This is a genomic window from Paraburkholderia sp. (genome assembly GCF_047605525.1).
Taxonomy (GTDB): domain Bacteria; phylum Pseudomonadota; class Gammaproteobacteria; order Burkholderiales; family Burkholderiaceae; genus Paraburkholderia.
In genome coordinates, this window is sequence record NZ_JASGFN010000029.1 from 65,063 (window position 1) to 88,992 (window position 23,930).

The following is a 23,930-nucleotide window of genomic DNA, read 5'->3' on the forward strand; positions in this document are numbered from 1 at the left end:
CGCGCAGCGTCGACGCGCGATCCAGGAGGAACGACGCATGACCAGCAGCAAGGCAAAGAAAACCAAACCCGCAGCGGCCGTGGAGCGCCCGAGCCGCGAAGAAGCTGAAGCAGCCGTTCGCGTGCTGTTGCGCTGGGCCGGCGACGATCCGCGGCGCGAAGGTCTGCTCGACACCCCGGCGCGCGTGGTGCGCGCGTACGACGAGTTCTTCGCGGGCTACCAGGTCGACCCGCGCGAAATTCTCGCTCGCACCTTCTCCGAAGTGGACGGCTACGACGAAATGATCGTGCTGAAGGACATTCGCTTCGAAAGTTATTGCGAGCACCATATGGTGCCGATCATCGGGCGCGCGCACGTCGCCTATCTGCCGCAACATCGCGTGGTCGGCATCTCGAAGCTCGCGCGTCTCGTCGACGCGTTCGCGAAGCGGCTGCAGATTCAGGAAAAGATGACGGTGCAGATCGCCGATACGCTGAACGAGGTGCTGCAGCCGGCCGGCGTCGGCGTGATTCTCGAAGCCGCGCACCAGTGCATGTCGACGCGTGGCGTGCACAAGGCCGGCGTCACGATGGTCACGTCGCGCATGCTCGGCACCTTCCGCACCGATCCGTCGACGCGTCGCGAGTTTCTGTCGATTGTGGGAAATCCGGGGGTCGTGGCGGTGCCGAATAGCTGAAGCCGAGGGTTTGAGCGCGGGCGAGGCTTCGACCCACAGGCCGCTCATTCCACCTCGCCCATTACCCCTTCCGAAGCCACCGCGCGCGCCGCGCGCATCCTCCCCAGGCTCGCCAGCAACACCGCGCCCAGCACGCACGCGGCGCCCGTCAGTTGCGCCGCGCCCACCCGCTCGCGCAGCAGCAGCGCGGCGAACGCCAGCGCGCTCACGGGCACGAGCGCGGTCGTGAGCCCCGCCTCCGCGCCGCTGATGCGCGCCGCGCCCGCGTACCACAGGACGAAACCCACGACGGTCGGCACCAGCGCGTAATAGGCGACGCCGAGCAGCGCGGCGGCATCGACGGGCAAGGTCCACGGTCTTTCCAGGCAGGCGGGTCCGAGCGCCACCGCGAGTCCGATGCCGCACATCAGCGCCGACAGCGGTAGCGGCGCGACCGGCGTACGCAGCTTGCGGTTCAGCAGAATAAAAAGCGCCTCGCAGACCACCGCCGCGAACACCAGCGCGTTGCCCGCCAGCGAACCGGCTGCGTGCGGTGCGCGCAGATCGCCGGGATGCACGGTGCACGCGAGCACGCCCGCCGTCGCGAGCGCGATCGCGCCGAGCAGCGCGGGCGCGGGACGCTCGCCGAGCGCAAGCATCGCAACCGCCGCCGATACCGCGGGCAACGTGCCCGCAATCACACCGGCATCGGCGGCCGACGCGAGCCGCATCCCGCTGATCAGCAACACCGTATAGCCGACGCTGCCCGCTCCGGCCTGCGCAATCACAAGCAACGTATCGCGCCGGTCGAGGCGCGGCCAGCGCACGCCGCGCCAGCGCATCGCGATGACAAACAGCGGAAACGCGATCGCGAAACGCAGCGCGGTCGCGCTAAACGGCGGCAACCCCGCCGCGATCGTCTTGCTGACCACGACCGTGCTGCCGACGCCGGTCATCGCGAGTGCGCAAAAGAGGTAGCCCGCGTAGCGCGAATTCATGGTGCCGTCCTGTGCGTGCCGTTGAACGAGCCCACAGACTAGATGCATGCGCCGCGTACGGTCTTGAACGAAATTGCAGCGCCGGCAGGCGCTGCGGGCCGCGAGCCGGCGCGCGAGCCATCGGGTATGCTGAGCAGACGGCATCGCGCGAATCCGCTTTGCGCGTTCATGCACTCATGCCGGCCCAGGAACAGCAACAGGAGCGCCTCAATTGGTAGAGTTTCCGTCATCGGCAATTTCGACCTGGGGCGGCACGATCGTCTTCGTCAACGTTTTGCTGACGCGCCTCGGCGTGCCGATTCCGGCCGTTCCGATGCTGCTGTTCGCCGGCTCGGCGATCGCCGCCGGCACCTTGTCGTTCTGGCCGATCCTCGGCGCCGCGGTGCTGGGCGCGCTGATCGGCGACGGCACCTGGTTCGCCGCCGGCCGTCTCTATGGCCGCAAACTGCTTGCGTGGCTCGGCCGCCTGTCTCCCGCGCTCGATGCCAGGCTCGAAATGGCGCGCTCGCTATTCGAACGCTATGGCGTGCCGCTCGTGTCGATCTCGAAGTTCGTTCCCGGGCTCGGACTCATCACGCCGCCGCTAATGGGCACGACCGCCGTCGACATCCGCATCTACGCGTTATGGGACCTCGCAAGCGGAATCGCATGGGCGACGTTCTGGCTGCTCGGCGGCGCCGCGGTCGAAAGAGAGCTGCATATGCTGCACGCGTTCGTCAAATCGCGCGGCGGCACGCTTGCCGACATTCTTCTCGCGGCGGCGCTCGTTTATCTGCTTTACCGCCTGTATCTGCGTTACCGCGAGCGGCGCGTGTTCGCGCGCGCCGCGTCGACGCCGAGCGCACCGACAACCGCGCGCGGCTGGCGCCGCATGGTGCCGTCCAGAGTGCTCGACGCGCGCCCCGGCGCGCCGATGCCCGAGCTGCAACGCCGCATCCCCAGCGCCCTCGCGCTCGATCCACATTCGCCCGAACAGCTCGACGGCGCGCTGCGCACGCATGACATGGTGATCTACTGCATCTGCCCGGACAGCGCGACCGCGCTCGAAGTCTCGCAGCATATGCGCAGCAACGGCTATACGCGGATTCGCGCCCTGCGGGGCGGACTCGACGCCTGGCAGCGGCGCGGCTTTCCGGTCGGCTTGCTGGCGGCCGTGGACTGCGCGATCGCGGACCGGGGGACGCCGCCATTGCGCGCCGACACGCAAGGCGCGATTACGTTGCGCGGTTTTGCGCCGCGTGGTGGGCAAGGCGGCGGGCCGCGGACGTGAAGCGCCCCGCGAGGCTGCGTCGGGCGCGCAATTAGCGCAGCAAGCCGACCACCGCGCGCATGCGGCGCTTGCGTTGCCTGCCGAGCCAATCCAGCGCGGCGTCCAGATCGCCGGCACCGATGAGCAGTTCGGCATTCTCGCGCAACAGCGCCTCGCTTGCGACGACATCGTTGAGCTTGCCGAAGTGTTTCTGGATTTTCTTCAAACGCTTGAGCGTGCGCTTATGACCGCCCTCGAGCACCGGTCCAAAAAACTCGAACAGATAGCGCAATTTCTTGCCCGCCTTTCGGACATCGTGGAAGGCCGCATAGTTGGAGCGTTTGGCACGGCCTGCGCGTTTGATGCGCTTTTTCAACGATCGCTTCGACGCATCGACGCGTTTGGCGGCGAATTGATGCAGCGCGATACGTGATTCGTGCGCGACGTTCAGTTCAGCGGAGGTGCTCGCGAACACATCGCGCAACAGATGCTTGACGTCGGCGTTCAATAACGTTTCGCGGCTGACCGCGAGCGTGTCGGCGCGCGCCTCGTCGAGCCTCGGCAGCAGTTCCCGCGCGCCGCTGTCCGGCTGCATGAGCAATTCGATCAGGATGTCCCAGTCGCGCGTCTTGCCGGCCGCCGTGGCGAGAAACTTGTAGACCGCGCGTTGACGGGCGTTTTCGCCCTTGTCGAGCAACGGTGAGAACGCCCACCACAATGATCGCAGCCGCCGCAACGACACACGTAGCTGATGCAATGCTTCGGGTGAAGCGTCTTCGTGCACCGCCTCGGCAAGCTCGATCGCGTGAGCGATCAGCGGCGCGGCATACGACGCGAACGCCTGCTGGGCCGGGAGCGCGCGGCCCGGCTGAGGCACTGCTTCGCTGTCTCGCTTCATTGACGTCCCCGAAACATGATCTGCTTCCAGCGTAGCAAAAAATAATCCGCACACGCTATTCGCCGGGTATTTCTGCGGCGGTGCGCTTTTCCTGTTACCGGATCGCACCGCGCACCAAACGTCTAAAGCGGCTATCTTGAACCTGTACACGCAAGCACGCCGCCGCTTACCGCGCGGCAAGTCCTGGCGGACCTTGTCCGCCGGAGCGGCACGCCAACCTGAGGAGGATGTATGCGAATACTTGTCGTCGGTGCAACGGGTCTGCTCGGCTCCGAAATCGTGAAGCTGCTGGCGGCCGAACACGACATCGTCACCGCAAGCCGTAAGGGCTCCGATCTGCACGTGGACCTGTCCGACAAACGCAGCATCGAATCGATGTACACGCAGACCGGTACGCTCGACGCGATCGTCTGCGCGGCGGGTTCGGCGAAATTCGCGCCGCTCGCGACACTCGCCGACGAAGACTTCTCGTTTAGCCTTGCCAACAAACTGATGGGCCAGGTCAATCTCGTGCGCTGCGGCGCCGCGCACATATCGCAAGGCGGCTGCTTCACACTGACGAGCGGCGTGCTCGCGCAACAGCCGATGGAAGGCAGCGCGGCGGTCAGCATCGTGAATGCCGGCGTCGAAGCATTCGCGCGCTCGGCCGCGCTCGAGTTGCGCGGCAAGGCGCGCGTCAATGTAGTGAGCCCCGGCTGGGTCGCGGAAACGCTCGAGTCGATGGGCCGCGACCCGTCGCAAGGCGTGCCGGCCGCGATCGTCGCGCAAGCCTATAAACGCAGCCTCGGCGGCAGCGCGAGCGGTGAAGTGATCGATGCCTCATAGCCATAGCCGCGTAACGGCGCGGCAGGCATGACGATTGCCTTGCGCCGTTCTTTTCGGACATTCGGCTATTCCACTCCGCCATCCGGCGCGGAGCAGACCGGCGCGGCGCGGCTCCAAACCCGCGCCGCGTCTCGTTTCAGGCGCCCGCGCATCGCGTCACGCAATTGTCATCATCGCGACACGCAGCACCAGCAGCATTGGGAGTTCCGCGACAAACTTCTGGGGCTCACGTCATGCCGGAACTTTCCTATCCGCAACCAGGCGCCGCTAGCGGCAAAGGGCGCAATTTCGGTCTGTTTATCTTTATCGCCCTGCTCGTCGCCGGCGTGGTGTATTGCGCCGTGCATCTGCTCGACGATTTGCAGCCCGTGCGCGAGAGCTCGGCGCTGCCGTATCTGCTGCTCGGCATAGCGCTGCTGATCGCGCTCGGCTTCGAATTCGTCAATGGCTTTCACGATACGGCCAATGCCGTCGCGACCGTGATCTATACGCATTCGCTCTCGCCGAATCTCGCGGTCGTATGGTCCGGCGCGTGGAATTTTCTCGGCGTGCTGACGTCGACCGGCGCGGTCGCGTTCGGCATCCTGCAACTGCTGCCTGTCGAGCTGATCCTGCAGGTCGGCAGCAGCGCCGGCTTCGCGATGGTGTTCGCGCTGCTGATCGCCGCGATCATCTGGAATCTCGGCACCTGGTATTTCGGCCTGCCGTCGTCGAGCTCGCATACGCTGATCGGCTCGATCATCGGCGTGGGTTTGATGAATCAGTTGATGCACGGCGCGAACGGCACCAGCGGCGTCGACTGGAATCAGGCGCTCGGCGTCGGCAAGTCGCTGCTGTTTTCGCCGATCGTCGGCTTTCTGCTCGCGGGCTTGCTGCTGCTGATCCTGAAAGCGGTGGTGCGCGTGCCCGCGCTGTATGCCGAGCCGAAAGGCAAGGAACCGCCGCCGTTCTGGATTCGCTGCCTGCTGATTCTGACCTGCACGGGCGTGTCGTTCGCGCATGGTTCGAACGACGGCCAGAAAGGCATGGGCCTCATCATGCTGATCCTGATCGGCACGGTGCCCACCGCCTATGCGCTGAACAAGGCGGTCACGCCGGAGCAGACGCAGAACTTCGTCGCGGTCGCCCAGCAAACCGCGGCGACGCTCGCCAACTACACGCAGGGCGCGGCGCCTTCCGCGAATCCGCGTGCCGATGTCGAAGACTTCGTGCGCACGCGTCATCTGACGCCCGCCACGGTGCCGGCGTTGCAGCAGCTCACCGCGCAGATCGGCCGCCAGGTCGGCGACTCGGGCTCGATGGCCGCGGTGCCGCAAGGCATGGTCGATAACGTGCGCAACAACATGTATGTCGCGTCCGAAGCGATCCGTCTGATGCAAAAGGCCAATCAGCCGCAGTTCGCGCCCGAACATGCGCAGATCATCGGCAACTTCAAAACGCAGATGGATCATGCGACCAAGTTCATTCCGACCTGGGTCAAGGTGGCGGTGGCGATTGCGCTGGGGCTCGGCACGATGGTCGGCTGGAAGCGCATCGTCGTGACGGTCGGCGAGAAGATCGGCAAGCAGCATCTGACCTATGGGCAAGGCGCGGCGGCCGAAGTCGTCGCGATGGTCACGATCGGCGCCGCCGACGCGTACGGCCTGCCCGTCTCGACGACCCACGTGCTGTCCTCCGGCGTGGCCGGCACGATGGCGGCCAACGGCTCGGGTCTGCAATGGGCCACCGTGCGCAGTCTCATACTCGCGTGGGTGCTGACGCTGCCCGCGTCGATCGCGCTGGCCGCGGGTCTGTACTGGGTGTTCCGCGCGGTGTTCTAACCCGCTGCTTTGCTGTCGCTTTGCCGACCGGACCGCGGACCGGTCGGCTGCAACGGCCGGCCGGTCCGCGAAGCAGGGACAAAAAAAGCCGCTTTAAAAGCGGCTTTTTCACATTGAGCCATCGATTCTCGCGACGGCAACGCGATCAGTACACCTCGGGCACGATCATCGCCTGCGGCACCGGCTGGCGGCTGTAGTCTTCGTGATGGACGCGCGACGGCAATTCGATCGGCTGATGCTCGATCTCGTGATACGGCACCTGGCTCAGCAGATGATTGATGCAATTCAGACGCGCGCGCTTCTTGTCGACGGCCTGCACGACCCACCACGGCGCCTCGGGGATATGCGAGCGCTGCAGCATCACTTCTTTCGCCTGCGTATACGCTTCCCAGCGGCGGCGGCTCTCGAGGTCCATCGGACTCAGCTTCCACTGCTTGAGCGGATCGTGAATACGATTCTGGAAGCGGATTTCCTGCTCTTCGTCGGTGATCGAAAACCAGTACTTGATAATCTGCACGCCGCTGCGCACGAGCATCTTTTCGAACTCGGGCACCGAGCGGAAAAACTCTTCGTACTCGTCGTCCGTGCAGAAATTCATCACGCGCTCGACGCCCGCGCGGTTGTACCAGCTTCGATCGAACAGCACCATTTCGCCGCCCGCGGGCAGATGCGAAACATAGCGCTGGAAATACCATTGGGTGCGCTCGCGATTGTTCGGCGCGGGCAGCGCGGCCACGCGGCACACACGCGGATTGAGCCGCTGCGTGATGCGCTTGATCGCGCCGCCCTTGCCGGCCGCATCCCGCCCCTCGAAAATCACGACGAGACGATGGCCGGTCTGCACGATCCAGTCCTGTAGCTTGACCAGTTCCCCCTGCAGCCGGAACAGCTCCCGAAAGTACTGCTTGCGCGCCGCGCGATGCTCGGGCGTAAAGCCGTCCAACCCCTCCACAAGGCGGTCGTCGACTTCCATTTCGAGTTCCTCGTCGTAGGCGTCGATGAGGTCTTCCTCGAAACGGCGCTGCCGCTCCACCAATAATTCGGTTTCAGATCTCGGGTCCGTCTCTTTCATTGCGGCTCTCCTCGCAACAGGAATGGTATGGCGCGCGGCGGCAAGCGCGACGCGGACGCGTTCGATTATCGAAGCGCGAGGTGTCAGCCGTATTACCGCGCGAACCGGCGAGCCGGCAGGCAGCAGGTTGGAAAGTGGCTTTGCGGCAGCTTTATCGACGTCATCGCGGCGCACGCGCGTGGCGACACAATGATAGCGAGTTTTGCGCGCAGGTCCGCCATGAGCGCATCGAAGGCCGGTCGCCGTCATCCGGCTCGATTCCCGCTCAATCCGCGACGCGCTCCTCGCGCAGCGGCCGCGCGAAGCTCAGTTCATGGCCATCCGGATCGGTGATATGAAAATAGCGCTCGCCCCACGGCGCGTCGGACGGTGCGAACGACGGCTGCAACCCCGCCGCCAGCGCTTTGTTATAGAGCGCATCGACATCCGATACGTAGATAATCACGCGCCCCCACCAGTTGACTGGCGCGCGCGTGTCGGAGATCAGGTTCAGATACGATCCGCCGAACGCGAATGACGTAAACGCCTGCTCTGGGCCGCCGAATTCGAGCGGGAAGCCGAGCGCTTCATAGAACGGCACCGCGCGCCGCATATCGCTCGTCGCCAGCGTGATTGCGCTGAGCGATTCGATGCGCGGCTCCGGCTGCGTGTCTTGCGGAACCGGGGAGGGGGAAGTGGACATGGGATCGTCTCCGTGGCGCGTGGGTAGCGGTTAGGTCGCGATGGCCGGCGGCTCGGTGGACCGGCGGCTCGCGCCGAAAAGTGTCTCATACGCGAAGGCCGGCCGTCCCGGCGCCGTGCTCCGCGGATGCCCTTGAAAAGCCGCGCCGCGCCCCGCATCTCGAAGTCCGTTTATCCGGAGCATCGCCATGGGAAGCCGCCCACGCTTCATCGATGACCTGTCGAGCGCCGCATCCGACGCCCCCGGGCCCCAATCCACCGATCTTCTCACTCCCGACGACGACGCCCTGCTCGACGCCTACTCCCGCACCGTGATCGGCGCGCTGGAACGCGTCCAGCAGGCGGTCGCGTTTATTGCCGTCGAACACCGGCTGCCGGGCGAGCCGTCCGGACACAGCCGCGGCGCGCGTGGCGGCACCGGCTCGGGCTTTCTGTTTACGCCCGACGGCTATCTGCTGACCAATAGCCACGTCGTGCATGGCGCGACGCATATCCGGGTCACGCTCGCCGACGGCGCGAAATTCGACGCCGACCTGGTCGGCGACGACCCCGGCAGCGATCTCGCCGTGCTGCGCATCGGCTCGCCGGAGCCGCTGCCGCACGTCGAGCTCGGCGAATCGTCGAAACTGCGCGTCGGGCAGATCGCGATCGCGGTCGGCAATCCGCTCGGTCTCCAGCAGACCGTGACCACGGGGGTAATTTCCGCGCTCGGCCGTTCGCTGCGCTCGAACTCCGGCCGCATGATCTACGACGTGATCCAGACCGATGCCGCGCTCAATCCGGGCAATTCGGGCGGCCCGCTGATCAATTCGGCGGGCCAGGTGGTCGGCGTGAATACCGCGATCATCCCCGGTGCGCAGGCGATCTGCTTTGCGACCGCGATCGATACCGCCAAGTGGGTGATCATGCAGATCTTCGCGCACGGCCGCGTGCGGCGCGCGTATATCGGCGTGGCCGGCACGACGGCGCCGCTGTCGCGCCGCGTACAGCGCTATTTCGGCCTGAGCGCGCAAAGCGGCGTGCATGTGATGGAAATCGTCAAAGGCAGCCCGGCTGCGCTCGGCGGTTTGCGCACCGACGACACGATCGTCGCAATCGATGCGCAGCCGGTGCAGGACGTCGATAGCCTGCAACGCACGCTCGACGCTTCGCGCATCGACAAGCCGGTCGGCGTGACCGTGCTGCGCGGCGCGCAGCGGGTGCAGTTGACGGTGACGCCGGTGGAGCAGGCGGGTTGACGCAACGCGCTGGCGGCGGCGCGGCCCCCGCCAACGCCTACTGAACCAACCGCGTCACCCCTCGCCCGCGCGGATCGGCCACCGCTTCGGGTGTATTGCCGTTGATCCTGATCACCTGGATATCGCCGTTGAAATGCTGCCCTTCCAGCGTGTAGCCCTTTGCTTCGATCTGCTGCGCGAGCTCGCCTTCAATCGGCTTGTACGGCTCCCAGAAGATCGTGTTCGGCGGCAACAACTGATGATGGAAACGCATCGCGGCAACCGCATCGGGCAGCGGCATGTCGTAGTCGTAGATATTGTTGATCACCTGGAAAATCGACGTAAAGATGCGCGAGCCACCCGGCGTGCCGATCACCAGCGCGACCTTGCCGTCCTTCGTCAGGATCGTCGGATCCATCGACGACAGCGGACGCTTCTTCGGTTCGATCGCATTCGCATCGCTGCCCACCACGCCGAACATATTCGCGACGCCCGGCTTCGCGGAGAAGTCGTCCATCTCGTCGTTCAGCACGATGCCAGCGCGATCCACCACCACGCCCGAGCCAAAAGCGCCGTTGAGCGTGTAGGTGTTCGACACCGCATTACCCCATTTGTCGATCACCGAGAAGTGCGTGGTCTCGGCCTTCTCCGGCATCGATGTGCCGAGCCCCGGCTCAACGCTCTTCGTATCCGACGGTCTATCCGGATTGACTTCGGCCGCGCGCTTCGCGAGATACGCATCGTCGGTCAGTTGCGCGACCGGCACCTTGTAGAAGTCCGGATCGCCGAGATACTGCGCGCGATCGGCGAACACGCGTTTCTCGATCTCCGCGATCAAGTGCACGTATTGCGCCGAGTTGAGCGGCACGTCCTTGAAATCGGGTGCGAGATCGGCCTTCATCTTTAATAGCTGCACGAGACCGATACCGCCCGAGCTCGGCGGCGGCGCGGTAATCACCCGATAGCCGTTCCAGTCCGCCGTGACCGGCTCACGCCACACCGCCTTGTATTGCTCGAGATCGGCCTTCGTAATCAGGCCATGCCCGCGCATCGAATCGGCAATCAGATCGGCGGTCTTGCCCGAATAGAAATCCTTAGCGCCCTGATCCGAAATACGTTGCAGCACCGCGGCGAGATCAGGTTGCCTGAAATTGACGCCCTGCTTCAGATTGCCGAAGTACGCGTCGAAATTGGTTTTGCCCAAGAAGTTTTTTGCCGCGCGGTCGCGCCGCTGCTGCAATTGCTGGCTGACTTCGAAACCGTCGCGCGCATAGTGAATCGCCGGCGCCAGCACCTGCTTCCATTCGAGCTTGCCGAAGCGGCGTTGCGCTTCCCACATACCGTCGACGGTGCCCGGCACGCCTACCGCGCGATAACCGATAAGGCTCATGTCCTTGACGACCTCGCCCTTGTCGTCGAGATACATATTCTTCGTCGCGGCCAATGGCGCGCACTCGCGGTAGTCGAGAAAGTAAGGCTTGCCGTCGACATACAGCGTCATAAAGCCGCCCCCGCCGATATTGCCCGCGTCCGGATACGTTACGGCAAGCGTAAAAGCAATCGCGACGGCCGCATCGACCGCATTACCGCCTTCCTTGAAGATCTGCTCGGCGGCATCGGCACTGTACTGATCCGGTACGGCGATCGCCGAACCGGTAAGCACGGCCGGCTGCGCTTTCGCGGGCGCCCTCGCGATGGCGAGCGTCGCCTCCAGAAAGCCAGTCGAAACAGCGATGAGTGCAACCAGCGCGAAGCCGCTGGCCGAAGCTTTGGCGTTGCGGAACAACTTCATTGAGAACCCCCGGACGACCAGCGATGCAAGATGAAACGACGAATCCGAAGCCGTGAAATCAGGCCAACGCGCATCGAGGCGATGCGGCGAATCGATCGCTCACGCGCGCCCGCGGTTGCCGCGCGCAATCTCATCGCCCGCGCTTTGCGGCATGCGCCGGGTAATCGGAATCGACAGGAACGAGAACAGGCCAACAACGAGAAACGCCGGCCAGAAATCGGAGAAGACGATCTTCGGATGACCCTGCACGTAATGCGAAATCTGCAGAACGATACCCGAGATCGTTACGCCGAGCCCGAGCGACATCTGCTGGATCACGCTCGCCAGGCTCGTTGCGCGGCCAACATCGCTGCCCGGAATATCCGCATATGCGAGCGAATTCAGCGACGTAAACTGCAACGACGGAAAGAAGCCGCCCACCAGCACGACGCACCAGATCACCCAATGCGGCGTGCCCGGAAAAAACAGTCCATACACCGCGATCGCAAGACCCGCGCAAGCGGCATTGACCATCAGCACCGTGCGAAAACCAAAGCGCCGGAGAATGCGCGACGCCACCGTCTTCATAAAGATCGAGCCGAATGCGGACGCGCATGTAATCGCGCCCGCTCTGAACGCGGTCATGCCGAGCCCTTCCTGCAACGCGAGCGGCAAAAGAAACGGCACGGCCCCGAGACCGATACGAAACATCGAACCGCCGATCACGCTCGCATGAAAACTCGGAATTCGCAGCAGACGCAGATCGAGCACCGGCAACGCGACACGACTCGCATACAGCACGTAGATCAGCAGCAGCACGACGCCGCTCACGCACATGCCGACCGATTCGTGCGTCGACACCAGTTCACCGCCGACCAGCGAAAGCCCGAGCATGAACAACGACGCACCGCTCGCCGACAGCACGAAGCCAATCCAGTCCAGTCGGCCCGGATGCGGCTCGCGCGCATTAGCGATGTATTTGTTCGTGAGCCAGATGCCGAGCAGACCGATCGGGACATTGATGACGAAGATCAGACGCCAGTGCAGATACGTCGTGATAAAGCCGCCGAGCGGCGGCCCGACGACCGGGCCGAGCAGCGCCGGCACCGACAGATAGTTCATCGCGCGGATGAACTCGGACTTCGGCACCGAACGGAAAATAATGATGCGGCCCACCGGCACCATCAGCGCGCCGCCGATGCCCTGCACGAAGCGCGCGGCCACGAAGGTATCGAGCGAAGTGGAGGCCGCGCACATCAGCGAGCCCGCCATAAAGATGCCGATGGCCGTGCGGAACACGGTGCGCGAACCGAAACGGTCGGCGACCCAGCCGCAGATCGGGATAAACACGCCGAGGCCGATCACATACGACGTGACGGCGAGCTTCAGGGTAATGGGATCGTGGCCGAGATCGCGCGCCAGAACCGGCAGCGACGTCACGATAACCGTGCCGTCCACGTTTTCCATGAACATCGCGCAAGCGACGATCAACGGAACGATGAAAGTGCCTAAAGCGAGCGGCATGGGTGTGATGATGGGGCGCTAGGCCATCAATTGAAAGCGTCGATTATGGCATTGCGGCGGCAACAAATGTTGTTGCGCGAAGGGATTTGCCGTGCAACGCAACGCGAATGTTAAACCGGCGCGCGGCCGGTTTAACATCGCGCGGCGGCGCAATCGTGCTGCCTGGGGAATGCCGCGGCGGGCTGCTTCGGTTTCAATGGAACCCGCCGTTCCGACTGGCCCGGTGTGTTATCGCGATGCGCTGACGATTGGCTGCAGTTGCGGCAGGATTTCATTGGCTGCGCGCGTAACGTCGTTCGGGAAGTCGATTTCGATCCACGGCGCGCCGGTTACGTCGGCGGTATCGAATACCTGGCTGCGTTCGAGCAGCAGGTCGCGCACCGCTTCTTCGTGCGGCATGTTCGCGCGGTCACTGTCGATATAACCCGCGACGATCTGCGTGAAACGGCGGGCGGTTTCCTCGCGGAAGCGGAAAAAGCCGACCGACTCGCCGATCGTGTCGTACTCGAGATTCACTGCGAGCTGCTTGCGCAATTCGACCGGCACGCCGTCTTTCAGACACAGCTTGACGGGCTCGTCGCCCGCTTCGAAATCGCGGTCGATCAGCAGACGGTTGACCGATTCGCCGGCCACCAGCGCGTTCAGGATGCGCTCGTCGTAGAGCACGTCGGCGTCCATCAGCAGCACGTCGCCGCCGCGCGTAAGCGCGTCCGCGACCGTATGCACGGTCAACACGCTGCCGAGATCGAAACGCGGATTGAGCACGGTCTCGACCTTACGCGGCCAGTTGATACGCGCGAGTTCCGCCTGCACCGATTCCGGCTGGAAACCGAGCGCCAGCACGACGTCGGTTACGCCGGCGGTTTCGAGCATCTGCAGATGCCGTTCGAGCAGGCTCATGCCGTCGAACTGCAACAGGCACTTCGGAAACTGAGCCTGCGGCGGTTGCTGTAGACGCAGGCCGAGGCCCGCTGCGAGGATGATGGCACGCATGCGCGGTCCTTTGAAAAAATACGGAGATCAATCGGCAACCGGCATGCGCCGCACGGCGCGCCGTCGTTGCCAGCTTCTTTCGCTGAAGTGCAAAACCAGCAGGCCCGGCAAGCCTAGCAGGATTTCGCGCGCGCGCTTGGCGAGCGAGAGCGCCAGCGCCGCGTCGGGCGGCAAACCCACCAGCGGCGCGAGCAGTAGATAGCCGCCCTCCTGCACGCCGAGCGAGCCCGGAATCATAAACGCCGCGCCGCGAATCGCCTGGCCGATGCTCTCGAGCAGCAGCGCGTCGATCCAGCCGACCGGATGACCGAGAAAACGCAGCGCCAGCCACACCTCGACCGTGCCGACCACCCAGCCGACCACGCTCAACGCGAAGCTCGCCGCGACCCGGCCGCGCTCGCGGTAGAGCGACTGCACGGCGGCATCGACGGCTTCCGCGCGCGTCATCAGCGACGACCAGTCGCGCTTGCCGAACACCTTCGACACCACGCCGAGCAGCCGGCCGAACAGCCCGCGCCGCTGCGCGAGGTAGAAACCGGCGATCATCCCGCCAAGCACGCAGGTTGCGATCAGCGTCGCGGTTCGCAGATCGTGCAGCGCGCCGTGCGCGGCGTAGGCGCCAAACAGCAGCAGGCCGCCGAGCGCGAAGACGATTTGCGCGAGCGCCTGCCAGGTCGTGCTGACGGTGATCGCCGCGGCCGCGTCGCGCAGCAGCATGCCGCGCTGCGACAGTTGCCGCACCATCACGACCGGACCGCCGATCTGGCCGGCCGGCAGCAGACTATTCACCGATTCGCCGATCCAGCGCGCGAACAGCGCATCGCGCAACGACAGATGCCGCGCCGCGCCCTCATGCCGCCGCGCGAACAGCACCGCGATCGCGCCGGCATCGAGCACGAGCGGCACGACGTGGAACGCCGCGACGATCGCGAGCCCCCAGCCGGCCGCGAGCAAGGTCGAAGCCACCGAGCCGAACCCCTGCCACGCGAGCAGGCCGACGAACAGCGCCGTGCCGATCGAAAGCAGAAGCAGGGCCGCGCGGCTCATGCGGCGTCCTTGCCGCGCGAGGTCATCTGACGGAACACCTGGCGAAAACCGAAGTACGCGATCGCGTCCTTCATGTTCGAAATAAAGCGGCGCCACGGCCGCATATTGGGGTCGGTGACATACTCGAATGTCAGCGATACGCGCATCTCGTTCGGACCGGCCGGCGTGATGCGATGGCGCAGCTTGTCGCCGTCGAAAAACACGAGGCCACCCGGCGGAATCTGCACGGAGCCCGGTTGATCCGGCACGTCGGGATTGCGCGTGTGCAGTTCGTAGTCGAGCCGGCACGACGATTCGTCGATCACACCGAGCAGCAGCGTGTAGCGGCGGCCGTCGTAATACGAAGTATCGTAGTGCCAGCCGATATGGTCGCCCGGCCGCGTGTAGTAGTAGAGCGCGTAGGCGTGGGGATCGTCGGCGGGCGAGACCTGCAGCCTGTCGCCGCTCAACTGCGCGAGCCAGCCGACCAGTTCCTTCGAGCGATACAGTTCGGCGATGAACGGCGCCAGGCGGTCGATCGTATGGCGGCTCACGCTGCCGCCCTGCTTGTGACCCGGCAGATAGTTGCGGTTCACCTCGTCGACGAGCGCACGCGCGCTATGGATCAGTTGCGCGGTGACTTCCGGCGCGAGAAAATCTTCCAGATAGAGAAACGCGTCCTGCGCGGCGAATTCCTTGCGCAGACGCGCGTTGTCGAACGTGTGCGTGCGGCGCGCGAGCGCGCGGTCGACGTCCGGCGCGGGGCCGGCCGATGCCTGGGGAGATACGGTTGCCGCAGCGGATGCTGGCGCGATCACGTCGTCTTCGGCGTGGGTACTCATTCGCTGGCCCAAAATTGACTGTTTTCGGAAGTCTTGGCGGCCTGGGCTGCGGGGCGGGCGGTACGGCGCGCGACGCGCCAGTAGTCGATCACCACCCACGCGGCGAACAGCGGCGCGCCGATCGACGCCACCACGACGAACGGCGTCACGACGCCCGTAAGCGTCACGATGGGCAGCAGATACAGTACGTCTTCGGTTTCGAAGCCGCCGGCCGACGCCTGCTTCGTGCCCGCCTTGCCGACCATTTCCTCGATGCGCATGCGCAGAAAGAAGATCAACGCGACTGCCACGCCGGCCACCGTGCCGAGTACGCCCGGCGCGATTTTCAGCCCGCCGGGTTGGGCGCCCCCGACACCGATGCCCATGCCGACGAACAGCATCACGGTGACGAGCGCGTCGCAGGCGAGATCGTAAAAATGACCGATCCGGCTCGATTTGCCGCCGATTCGCGCGAGTTCGCCGTCCGTGTGATCGACGAAATTCGACAGTACGATCAGCAACGCGCCGCCATTAACCCACGCGAATTCGCCGTGGGCGAGGCAGAGCGCGCCTGCCAGGCCGATCAGGAGGCGCAGCGTGGTCAGATGGTTCGGCGTGACCCAGGTATTGACCAGCGGCGTCACGAGCCGGCGGGCGAGCCGGGCGTCCCAGGTGCGGGGCGGCGGAACATTACTTGGAGGTTGGGCGTGCGAAGTCATAACCCGGAAATATATACGGGATCGCCAAAGATTGCTTTCTTCCCGCATGTTTCCGCGCGGATTGTCGATGACAATTGTGTGTCCGTCACAAAGCGGGGTCCGCCGAATCGCGATAAAGTGCGAATCCAGTCGCGCCTGTCATACGGAATCCCTTCGACAGGCGCGCCCCGCGAGCCCTTACGCCGCGCCGCCGGCCGTTGCGAATCCACGACATCGAATCAGGATTGCCGCCTAAGCTCATGAACCGTTTTTTTGCCCCCCTCCTGTTTGCCGCGGCCGCCGCGCTGCCGCTTCGCGGTTTCGCCGTTACGCTCGACGCGCCGCTCGTCTGCAATGAAAGTGGCCACCAGTTCATTGCCGACCTCATCCAGCAACAGTTGATCAACCCGAAGCCGACGCACGTCGAACGCAATTCGATCAATGCGTTTTCGCCGACGCACGACGCCAATCTGACCGCCTTCGGCTTTCGCGTGTTCGCGGTAGTCGGCTTTCAGAAAGACGACCCGATATTCCGTGTCGGCGACGGCGAGCCGCTCGCGCAATCCGCGTACGGCGCCGTCGTGTTCGGCGCCGAGGACAAGGTGCGCAGCGCGATTACGGATGCCGGCAGCACGGCGATCGTGCATCACGTCGCGCCGCTCATCACCGCGATTTTCTGCAAGCGGGACTGAAGCCAGCGAGATTCGCAGTCGCTGGCTCCCTGGCCGAAGGGCCTCGCCGGTTCCGCTATTACTTTCCTTACGCCGGCCGGCGAAATTCGTTTTCCACCCACGCCGCGGCGCTTGCCTTGCTGAGCTTGAACGTCGGCGCGACCTGCACCTGCGCGAGCTGTTCGCCGAAAGTATCGAGCGCGGTCAGCAACGCGTACGGCTCGTCCTCGTCGGGAACGATATCGAGCGTAATTTCGAGTTCGTCGCTGCCGTCCGCTCCCGGCACCCGCACCGCCTTATGCAGTTGCGCGCGTAGCTGCTGCTCATGGCGGCGCAGCACTTCCGAGGCCGTTTTCACCAGCGTGTTGAACGCCGATACGTCGAGCGGCTTCGGGTCTTTCTTGTTGCGGCCCATCGTCCACGGTCCGACGAGCGCGGGTTCCGCCTCGCCGTCCTTGATCATTTCGACGGCCCAGCCTTCGTCGTCCTCATTCTTGATGATGCGCGCGGTCCAGCCGTTATCGCGCCACAAACGCTCTTCGTGCACGCTTTCTTCCGGCGCGGACGAATCTTCCGGCGGCAAATCGGCATCCGTCCCGTCGGACGAGAAAAAAGGCGTGTCGTTCATCACAGGTTCACTCACTTCGCGAGGCGAAAATACTTTGAACCCGCGATTTTACCTGCCCGGCGCGCGGTGCCGTACTCACTCTGACGAATGGACAAGCCGCGCCGGGGAGCGGCACGGCGTCACGTTGTACGGCCCGCTCGACGCAGGCCTCATCGACTCGAACAAACAGGACGGCCACGGCAACGGGCAGCAAGCCGGCGTTATACTGCCCCGGCCGCCTCACCCGCCGCGATGTCGCGACGGATGCCCGGCGGCTTCGTCGCGAAGCATCGCGCTGCACACCAGCGCATCGCGCTTCGCCCGCGCCTCACCTTCCCATGCACGACCGGGAACGCCGACGATCGGATCTCATGAAAAGACTTCTCCTGCTTGCCCCCGTTGCCGCCATCACTGCTACCCTCGCCGCCTGCGGTTCCTCGGGCGGTCCCGCGCACGATGCGTCCGTACCGATGGTGTACGTGTCGTCGTCACGCCCGGCCGCCTCCATCGCCGCCTGCCTCCGGGACCGTCTGCCGCGCGTGCGCACGTCGCATGCGGGCAACGCGACCGAGCTTGCGGTCGGCGCCGATTCGAACAACTCGTATTTCGTCACGCTGACGCCGCTCAACGACAATACGGTCATCAAGGTCATGCGTCCGGCCAACGCGCCCGACGATCCGCCTGAATCGGAAATGCGCTTCGATATCGCGCGCTGCGCGTCCTGAGATCCTCGGATCACATCGCGCGCGCCGACGAACCCGGCATCGTGAACACCAGGTCGAGGCGCGATTTTTTATCTCGCGCCCCGGCTATTTTTTTATCCGCTCATCTGCGAACATAACCACCCTTTGTTTTTCGGCTGCGCGCGAGCCGCGAGCTTCGATGGCATCCAGCAAGGCGCATCATGCGACCGGTTTCGCCGCCGGCGTCATCGCGGCGGCAATCGTCGCGCATATCGGCGGTGGTCCGCTTCATCCGGGCGTGCTGCTGAGTTTTATCGCCGGCGTGGCCGGCGGCACCGCGCCGGACTGGCTCGAAGTCGCATGGTGGTCGCGTGCGCGGCGGCTGTGGATCACGCATCGCACGCTGACGCATTGGGGCATCGGCTGGCTTGCGCTGCTCGCCGTGTCGTACCACGCGCTCGGGCATTCGGTCTATGCGGCACCGGCGTTCGGCTTCGCGTGCGGCGGCCTCATGCATCTGCTCGCCGACTGGCCGAATCCTCTCGGCGTACCGTGGATCGCCGGGCGGCATTCGTTGAATCTGTGGAACAGCGGGCGCTGCGATCTGATCATCGTCGCGGCGTCATGGGCGGCCGCATGGTTTATCAGCGCGCATGTAGGGCTGCATGGCGCGTATGGATTGCCGTGGTTGCGGCATTTGCGGGTAGGGTGAAGGCACAGGCCCAAGGGCGCCCGGCCAAGACGCTCGGCGCCGGCATCCCTCAGCGCATCGCCGCCGCATAGTTGGCCGGCGTCACGCCGAGCAGACGCACGAACGCTCGCGTCATATGACTCTGATCGGCAAAGCCCGCCGCCGCGGCGGCATCGGCGAGCATCGCGCCGTTCGCGATCGATTGCCTCGCCAGCGACACGCGCCGCTGCATCCGGTATGCGTGCGGCGGCAAACCCGTCTGCTGCGCGAACGCGCGCAGCAACCGGAAGCGGCTCATGCCGGCATCGGCGGCGAGATCGGCGAGTGTCAGCGCGGCGGCGGGATCGTCGTCGATGCGCGCTCTTGCCCGCGCAACCGGTCCGCTCGCCATAGTTGCACGCACACGCGCGGACCTCGTCGCATGAGCCCGCACGAGGTGCGCGAGCAGATCGAGCAGCGCCTCTTCCCTTATCAGTTCATCCTGCACGGAGCGCGCCAGCACCGACACCGCAAACAGTCGCTCGAACAAACGCGTGAGCAGCGGATCGTGCGCGACCGGCTGCGTGAGTTCGATCTCGCGCGCCGCCGTGTCGTTCAGTTCGGCACCGGCGCATGTCAGTATCGACGGCTCGAAGTAAAGCATTCGCCATGCGCGCCCGCGTTCGTCGAGCGGACTGCCGTCGTGAACTTCGCCGGGGTTGACCATGATCGCATCGTTTGCGCGTGCCTCGACGAGGCCGCGCCCGCTCGCCGACCGATGCCCGCCGCTCACGATCACGCCGACGCCGAAGCGATCGTGCGAATGACGCGGAAACGAATGCGCGGTGTCGGCCACCGTCGCTTCGACGCCGGCAATCGCGCAACGACGCATCTGGACGCGGCCGCGGCACATTTCGTCGCTCACGCAAACAGGTACGCCGCGGCGCACCCGCGCGGGCGCATGAAGCGGCGCCTCACTTCGGCCCCTCGACGGCGCGCTCGCCTTCGCGGACCTTGCCTTGCGACACGCTGCTGCCCGGCGGCACGCTATGCGTGAGCCACACGTTGCCGCCGATCACCGAGCCGCGCCCGATCGTCACGCGTCCGAGGATCGTCGCGCCCGCGTAAATCACGACGTCGTCCTCGACGATCGGATGCCGCGCGTTGCCCTTGATCAGCGTGCCGTCTTCATCGGCCGCAAAGCTCTTCGCGCCGAGCGTCACCGCCTGATACACGCGCACGCGCTCGCCGATGATCGCCGTCTCGCCGATCACGACGCCCGTGCCGTGGTCGATAAAGAAACTCGACCCGATCGTCGCGCCGGGGTGAATGTCGATGCCGGTCGCCGAGTGCGCGATCTCGTTGATGAAGCGCGCGAGCAGCGGCACGCCGAGGCGATGCAGCGCATGCGCGAGCCGGTGATGCGTCATCGCCCACACGCCCGGATAGCAGAGCAGGATTTCGGTGATGTGCTGCGCGGCGGGGTCGCCGGTGAAAGCCGCCTGAATGTCGCTGACGAGCAGCGCGCGAATGCCCGGCAGTTGCGTCGCGAACTCGCGCGCCACCGCGAACGCGCGCTCCTGCAACTCCGCGTCCGGCGTCGCGCCGAACTCGGGCAGAAAGCGCAGCGCGCGGCGAATCTGTTCAGCGAGCAGACGCAACGTGCTTTCGAGGGTATGGCCGACGTAGTAGTCGACGGTTTCGTCGGTCAGATCGGGCGCGCCGTAATGCGTGGGAAAGAGCGCCGCGCGCAGGCCGGTCACGATGTTGACCACCGCTTCGCGCGACGGCAATTCGCGAATGCCGAGCGGATGCCGCGTGCGATGCAATTGTTCGCGCGACGCGCGCAGGTCCGCGACGATCTGTTCGAGACCCCAGTTCTGGGTAGGCACGTTAGGCATAGGGAACGGCGCCGTGCGGCAAGCACGGTTCGAAGTGGCTACGCGAAGAGATTACCGCGTTTTAACATGGCCCGCGCGGCGTGGCGCGCTCGGCCTGGGTTGCCGGCATGGGCCGGCACATGGCGACGCGGCGCGCGCGTGGCCCAGGCCGTGCATCCGGTTCGTCAAATTTTCAGATGGTCAGGCTGCTCGCGTCGATCCAGCGCACGGCCCAGTCGCGCGCATGCGCGATCGCGGCGGCCTCGTCGGAAAAGCGCAAGTCGGTGGGAAAGAAACGGTTGGCGACCAGTTCGCCGTCGCTCGAGCGCGAGATCACCACATACGGTTGCCACGAGCCGTCGCCCGCGCGTGCCGGTTCACAATTCAACAGATAGCCACGATGTGTGAATGCAGCATCGAAGTGCATGTGTCACCGCCCCTGACAGCCCCGTAACATGTTTTCGGTCGCGCGGTCAGTGTGCCTGTTCGTTATTTCCGACCATGATGGAACAGTCGGAGCATGCCGTCAATTTAACCGCGCATCGCTCGCCGGAGTAAGATCATACTCTGTAGAAAATGCGCGTCCATTAAAAAAAACGAAAAGAATCGCGGACGCAATCGCCAATCAAGCGCGAGCGCAAACGCCGGTCTCGGCAGAGCAGGTTGCGTGCGATGGGCGAATCCCGAGCACAGGCGCAGTGCGACTCGGAACGGCTTTTGCTGACTTCAACCATGTCCTCTTCAGGAGAATGCACGATGAACAGCGCGATCAGCAAACCAGAAAACACCGGCACGAAACCGGCCCCGAAGGACCCGCCAACGACGGATCTGCACAACGACCGCACGCACGACAGCACCGTCGACACCGACGGCAAGAACCACGAAGCCGCGCGCATCGCGGGTCACAGCCCGATCTCGCCCGACGAGATCGTCACCAGCAACGCGACGCTGACCAACAGCGTGCCCGAGTCGCGCGACGGCATGGCCGGTTTCGACAGCCGGGTCGGCGGCAATCATCTGCTGCTCGCGCTCGCGCCCGGCTATACGGTGATCGACAAGGGCATGGCCGAGCCGCAAGGCCGCTATTCGGCCGACCTTCAGTACGACGACCCGCGTCCGGTCGGACATCGCCAGGAGCGCGGCCGAATTCATTACGCGCTCAATCATTTACGGCCCACGCGCGTGATTGAATTACATCGGCTGAAATAAGCATGCCCGCGGATCCGCCGCATTGAGGCTGGTGTTTGAATTAACGCGTTTATTCCTATTAATCAGCTAATAACGCCGCACGCACCGTTTCAATTCTGGTGCGTGCTTTGCTTTATTTATCTTCTGTTCGTTCAGTGGAGCCGCGCATAAAAAAATTGCGGCAACGTGCATGTCGGCCGACCCACCAGCCTCAATGAATCTCCGGCTCGCCGGCGTTGCCGTCATGCGTGGCGCCATCCGCTTGCGCCCGCGCGCCGCCGCGTTGCAGAAAATCGAAATCGCAGCCCTGGTCGGCCTGCATCACATGGACCTGATGCAGCGCGCCATAACCGCGCTCGAAACGCGGCGCCGGCTTGACCCACGCGGCCTTGCGGCGCGCGAATTCGTCGTCCGATACAAGCAGGTTCAGCCTGCGGCGCGGCACATCGAGTTCGATCAGATCGCCGGTTCGCACCAGCGCGAGCGGGCCGCCGATGAACGACTCCGGTGCGACGTGCAGCACGCAGGCGCCATAGCTCGTGCCGCTCATCCGCGCATCCGAGATGCGCACCATATCGCGCACGCCCTGTTGCAGCAGCTTGCGCGGAATCGGCAGTTGGCCCCACTCGGGCATCCCGGCGCCGACCGGTCCCGCATGTTGCAGCACGAGCACGCAGGTCTCGTCGATATCGAGCGCATCGTCGTCGATACGCGCGGCCATGTCGTTGTAATCGCTGAACACGACCGCGCGGCCGGTATGCACGAGCAGCCGTGGCTCGGCCGCGCCGGGTTTGATCACGGCGCCAGCGGGCGCGAGATTGCCGCGCAGCACCGCGAGACTGCTGTCCCGCAGCAGCGGCCTGTCGCGGCGGCGGATCACCTCGTCGTTGAAGATCCGCGCGCCTTCGAGGTTCTCGCCGAGCGTGCGGCCATTCACCGTCTTCTGCGAGCGATCGATCAGCTCGCCGAGTTCCGCGAGCAGCGCGCGCAGGCCGCCCGCGTAGAAAAAATCCTCCATCAGATAGGCGCCGGTCGGTCGGATGTTCGCGAGCACCGGCGTGCGGCGCGCGATCTCGTCGAAGCGATCGAGCGTCAACCCGATGCCGGCGCGCCGCGCCACCGCGATCATATGTACGATCGCATTGGTCGAACCGGATAGCGCGACGCAGGTGGTCACCGCGTTATCGACCGCCGCGGGCGTCAGCAGGTCCGATGGCTTCAGATCCTCCCACACCATCTCGACGATGCGCCTGCCGGTCTTCGCGGCCAACCGTGCATGACGCGAATCCGGCGCCGGAATCGACGCGAAGCCGGGCAGCGTGAAGCCGAGCGCTTCGGCCGCGCTCGTCATCGTCGACGCGGTGCCCATCGTCATGCAGTGCCCGGGCGAGCGCGCGATGCCGCCTTCGACGCCGCTCCAGTCGTCCTGCGTGATCGTGCCCGCGCGCAGTTCGGCCCAGTACTTCCACGAGTCCGAGCCGGAGCCGAGCGTCACGCCGTTCCAGTTGCCGCGCAGCATCGGGCCGGCGGGCAGGAAGATCGCCGGCAGATCCATCGAGATCGCGCCCATCAGCAGCGCGGGCGTGGTCTTGTCGCAGCCGCCCATCAGCACGACGCCGTCGGCGGGATAGGAGCGCAGCGTTTCCTCCGCTTCCATCGCGAGGAAGTTGCGGTACAGCATCGTGGTGGGCTTCTGGAACGGCTCGGAGAGCGTTTGCACCGGCAGTTCGATCGGAAAGCCGCCGGCCTGCCAGATCCCCCGCTTCACTTCCTCGACGCGCTGCCTGAAATGCGTGTGGCACGGGTTGATCTCGCTCCACGTATTGAGAATCGCGATGACCGGCTTGCCTGCGTATTCGTCGCGGTCATAGCCCATCTGCGCGGCGCGCGAACGATGTCCGAACGAACGCAGATCGTTCACGCCGTACCAGCGATGGCTGCGCAACTCCTCGGGGGTCTTTCTGTTGGTCAACGTCTGCTCCA

At 65.0% G+C, this 23,930-nt stretch carries 24 protein-coding genes; 9 read left to right on the top strand and 15 right to left on the bottom strand.

Annotation, left to right across the window (positions count from 1 at the left end; genetic code table 11):
- Nucleotides 1-37 precede the first annotated feature (37 nt).
- A complete protein-coding gene (folE, locus tag QM685_RS31350) occupies nucleotides 38-676 on the top strand; it encodes a GTP cyclohydrolase I FolE (RefSeq protein WP_415122800.1) in 639 nt (212 codons plus the stop codon).
- Between the two features lie 44 nt (nucleotides 677-720).
- On the opposite strand, the gene QM685_RS31355 is transcribed toward folE, so the two are convergent.
- The gene (locus QM685_RS31355; RefSeq protein WP_415122802.1) at nucleotides 721-1,653 is read right to left on the bottom strand and encodes a DMT family transporter; all 933 of its coding nucleotides are present in this window, start codon (nucleotides 1,651-1,653) and stop codon (nucleotides 721-723) included.
- 211 nt (nucleotides 1,654-1,864) lie between these two features.
- On the opposite strand from QM685_RS31355, the gene QM685_RS31360 reads away from it, so the two are divergent.
- Nucleotides 1,865-2,923 carry a VTT domain-containing protein gene (locus QM685_RS31360; protein ID WP_415122804.1) on the top strand — a complete coding sequence of 353 codons (1,059 nt, stop codon included), beginning with the start codon at nucleotides 1,865-1,867 and terminating at the stop codon, nucleotides 2,921-2,923.
- A 31-nt stretch (nucleotides 2,924-2,954) separates the two neighbouring features.
- Here the strand turns inward: QM685_RS31360 and QM685_RS31365 are convergent, their stop codons facing one another.
- Nucleotides 2,955-3,800 (bottom strand): CHAD domain-containing protein, encoded by an 846-nt coding sequence (locus tag QM685_RS31365; protein WP_415122868.1) that lies wholly within the window; start codon nucleotides 3,798-3,800, stop codon nucleotides 2,955-2,957.
- A 231-nt stretch (nucleotides 3,801-4,031) separates the two neighbouring features.
- Here QM685_RS31365 and QM685_RS31370 point away from each other — a divergent pair, with 231 nt between their 5' ends.
- On the top strand, nucleotides 4,032-4,625 hold the full coding sequence (locus QM685_RS31370; protein WP_415122806.1) for a short chain dehydrogenase: 594 nt from the start codon (nucleotides 4,032-4,034) through the stop codon (nucleotides 4,623-4,625).
- 233 nt (nucleotides 4,626-4,858) lie between these two features.
- The gene (locus QM685_RS31375; protein ID WP_415122808.1) at nucleotides 4,859-6,445 is read left to right on the top strand and encodes an inorganic phosphate transporter; all 1,587 of its coding nucleotides are present in this window, start codon (nucleotides 4,859-4,861) and stop codon (nucleotides 6,443-6,445) included.
- A 145-nt stretch (nucleotides 6,446-6,590) separates the two neighbouring features.
- Here QM685_RS31375 and ppk2 read toward each other — a convergent pair whose 3' ends face one another.
- Together ppk2 and QM685_RS31385 are read right to left on the bottom strand one after the other, a co-directional pair.
- Nucleotides 6,591-7,517, bottom strand: a complete 927-nt coding sequence (ppk2, locus tag QM685_RS31380; RefSeq protein WP_415122809.1) for a polyphosphate kinase 2 — start codon at nucleotides 7,515-7,517, stop codon at nucleotides 6,591-6,593.
- Between the two features lie 265 nt (nucleotides 7,518-7,782).
- Nucleotides 7,783-8,199 carry a VOC family protein gene (locus QM685_RS31385; protein ID WP_415122811.1) on the bottom strand — a complete coding sequence of 139 codons (417 nt, stop codon included), beginning with the start codon at nucleotides 8,197-8,199 and terminating at the stop codon, nucleotides 7,783-7,785.
- A 187-nt stretch (nucleotides 8,200-8,386) separates the two neighbouring features.
- Here QM685_RS31385 and QM685_RS31390 point away from each other — a divergent pair, with 187 nt between their 5' ends.
- Nucleotides 8,387-9,436 carry a S1C family serine protease gene (locus QM685_RS31390; RefSeq protein ID WP_415122813.1) on the top strand — a complete coding sequence of 350 codons (1,050 nt, stop codon included), beginning with the start codon at nucleotides 8,387-8,389 and terminating at the stop codon, nucleotides 9,434-9,436.
- Between the two features lie 37 nt (nucleotides 9,437-9,473).
- Here the strand turns inward: QM685_RS31390 and ggt are convergent, their stop codons facing one another.
- The 6 genes from ggt to QM685_RS31420 form a co-directional block, all read right to left on the bottom strand.
- Entirely contained in the window at nucleotides 9,474-11,207 is a 1,734-nt protein-coding gene (ggt, locus tag QM685_RS31395; protein WP_415122815.1) for a gamma-glutamyltransferase, read from the bottom strand.
- Nucleotides 11,208-11,306: 99 nt separating this feature from the next.
- Nucleotides 11,307-12,710 (bottom strand): MFS transporter, encoded by a 1,404-nt coding sequence (locus QM685_RS31400; RefSeq protein ID WP_415122817.1) that lies wholly within the window; start codon nucleotides 12,708-12,710, stop codon nucleotides 11,307-11,309.
- A gap of 228 nt (nucleotides 12,711-12,938) precedes the next feature.
- Nucleotides 12,939-13,703 carry an NTP transferase domain-containing protein gene (locus tag QM685_RS31405; RefSeq protein ID WP_415122819.1) on the bottom strand — a complete coding sequence of 255 codons (765 nt, stop codon included), beginning with the start codon at nucleotides 13,701-13,703 and terminating at the stop codon, nucleotides 12,939-12,941.
- Nucleotides 13,704-13,730: 27 nt separating this feature from the next.
- Nucleotides 13,731-14,750 (bottom strand): lysylphosphatidylglycerol synthase domain-containing protein, encoded by a 1,020-nt coding sequence (locus QM685_RS31410; RefSeq protein ID WP_415122821.1) that lies wholly within the window; start codon nucleotides 14,748-14,750, stop codon nucleotides 13,731-13,733.
- On the bottom strand, nucleotides 14,747-15,571 hold the full coding sequence (locus QM685_RS31415; RefSeq protein WP_415122823.1) for a 2OG-Fe(II) oxygenase: 825 nt from the start codon (nucleotides 15,569-15,571) through the stop codon (nucleotides 14,747-14,749). The genes QM685_RS31410 and QM685_RS31415 overlap by 4 nt, the downstream gene beginning before the upstream one ends.
- A complete protein-coding gene (locus QM685_RS31420) occupies nucleotides 15,568-16,269 on the bottom strand; it encodes a CDP-alcohol phosphatidyltransferase family protein (protein ID WP_415122825.1) in 702 nt (233 codons plus the stop codon). Before QM685_RS31420 ends, QM685_RS31415 begins: the two co-directional genes overlap by 4 nt.
- Before the next feature lie 239 nt (nucleotides 16,270-16,508).
- On the opposite strand from QM685_RS31420, the gene QM685_RS31425 reads away from it, so the two are divergent.
- Entirely contained in the window at nucleotides 16,509-16,940 is a 432-nt protein-coding gene (locus QM685_RS31425) for a hypothetical protein (protein WP_415122827.1), read from the top strand.
- Nucleotides 16,941-17,007: 67 nt separating this feature from the next.
- Here the strand turns inward: QM685_RS31425 and QM685_RS31430 are convergent, their stop codons facing one another.
- A complete protein-coding gene (locus QM685_RS31430) occupies nucleotides 17,008-17,547 on the bottom strand; it encodes a hypothetical protein (protein ID WP_415122829.1) in 540 nt (179 codons plus the stop codon).
- 350 nt (nucleotides 17,548-17,897) lie between these two features.
- Between QM685_RS31430 and QM685_RS31435 the strand changes: the two genes are divergently transcribed.
- Together QM685_RS31435 and QM685_RS31440 are read left to right on the top strand one after the other, a co-directional pair.
- The gene (locus tag QM685_RS31435; RefSeq protein WP_415122831.1) at nucleotides 17,898-18,251 is read left to right on the top strand and encodes a hypothetical protein; all 354 of its coding nucleotides are present in this window, start codon (nucleotides 17,898-17,900) and stop codon (nucleotides 18,249-18,251) included.
- Between the two features lie 157 nt (nucleotides 18,252-18,408).
- On the top strand, nucleotides 18,409-18,921 hold the full coding sequence (locus QM685_RS31440) for a metal-dependent hydrolase (protein WP_415122833.1): 513 nt from the start codon (nucleotides 18,409-18,411) through the stop codon (nucleotides 18,919-18,921).
- 49 nt (nucleotides 18,922-18,970) lie between these two features.
- On the opposite strand, the gene QM685_RS31445 is transcribed toward QM685_RS31440, so the two are convergent.
- From QM685_RS31445 to QM685_RS31455, 3 genes are all read right to left on the bottom strand, one after another.
- Entirely contained in the window at nucleotides 18,971-19,792 is an 822-nt protein-coding gene (locus tag QM685_RS31445; RefSeq protein ID WP_415122870.1) for an AraC family ligand binding domain-containing protein, read from the bottom strand.
- A 61-nt stretch (nucleotides 19,793-19,853) separates the two neighbouring features.
- The gene (gene epsC, locus QM685_RS31450) at nucleotides 19,854-20,780 is read right to left on the bottom strand and encodes a serine O-acetyltransferase EpsC (protein ID WP_415122835.1); all 927 of its coding nucleotides are present in this window, start codon (nucleotides 20,778-20,780) and stop codon (nucleotides 19,854-19,856) included.
- 172 nt (nucleotides 20,781-20,952) lie between these two features.
- A complete protein-coding gene (locus QM685_RS31455) occupies nucleotides 20,953-21,186 on the bottom strand; it encodes a hypothetical protein (RefSeq protein ID WP_415122837.1) in 234 nt (77 codons plus the stop codon).
- A gap of 329 nt (nucleotides 21,187-21,515) precedes the next feature.
- Here QM685_RS31455 and QM685_RS31460 point away from each other — a divergent pair, with 329 nt between their 5' ends.
- A complete protein-coding gene (locus QM685_RS31460) occupies nucleotides 21,516-21,968 on the top strand; it encodes a DUF3005 domain-containing protein (protein ID WP_415122838.1) in 453 nt (150 codons plus the stop codon).
- Nucleotides 21,969-22,158: 190 nt separating this feature from the next.
- On the opposite strand, the gene araD is transcribed toward QM685_RS31460, so the two are convergent.
- Nucleotides 22,159-23,919, bottom strand: a complete 1,761-nt coding sequence (araD, locus tag QM685_RS31465) for an L-arabinonate dehydratase (protein WP_415122840.1) — start codon at nucleotides 23,917-23,919, stop codon at nucleotides 22,159-22,161.
- Nucleotides 23,920-23,930: the final 11 nt, after the last annotated feature.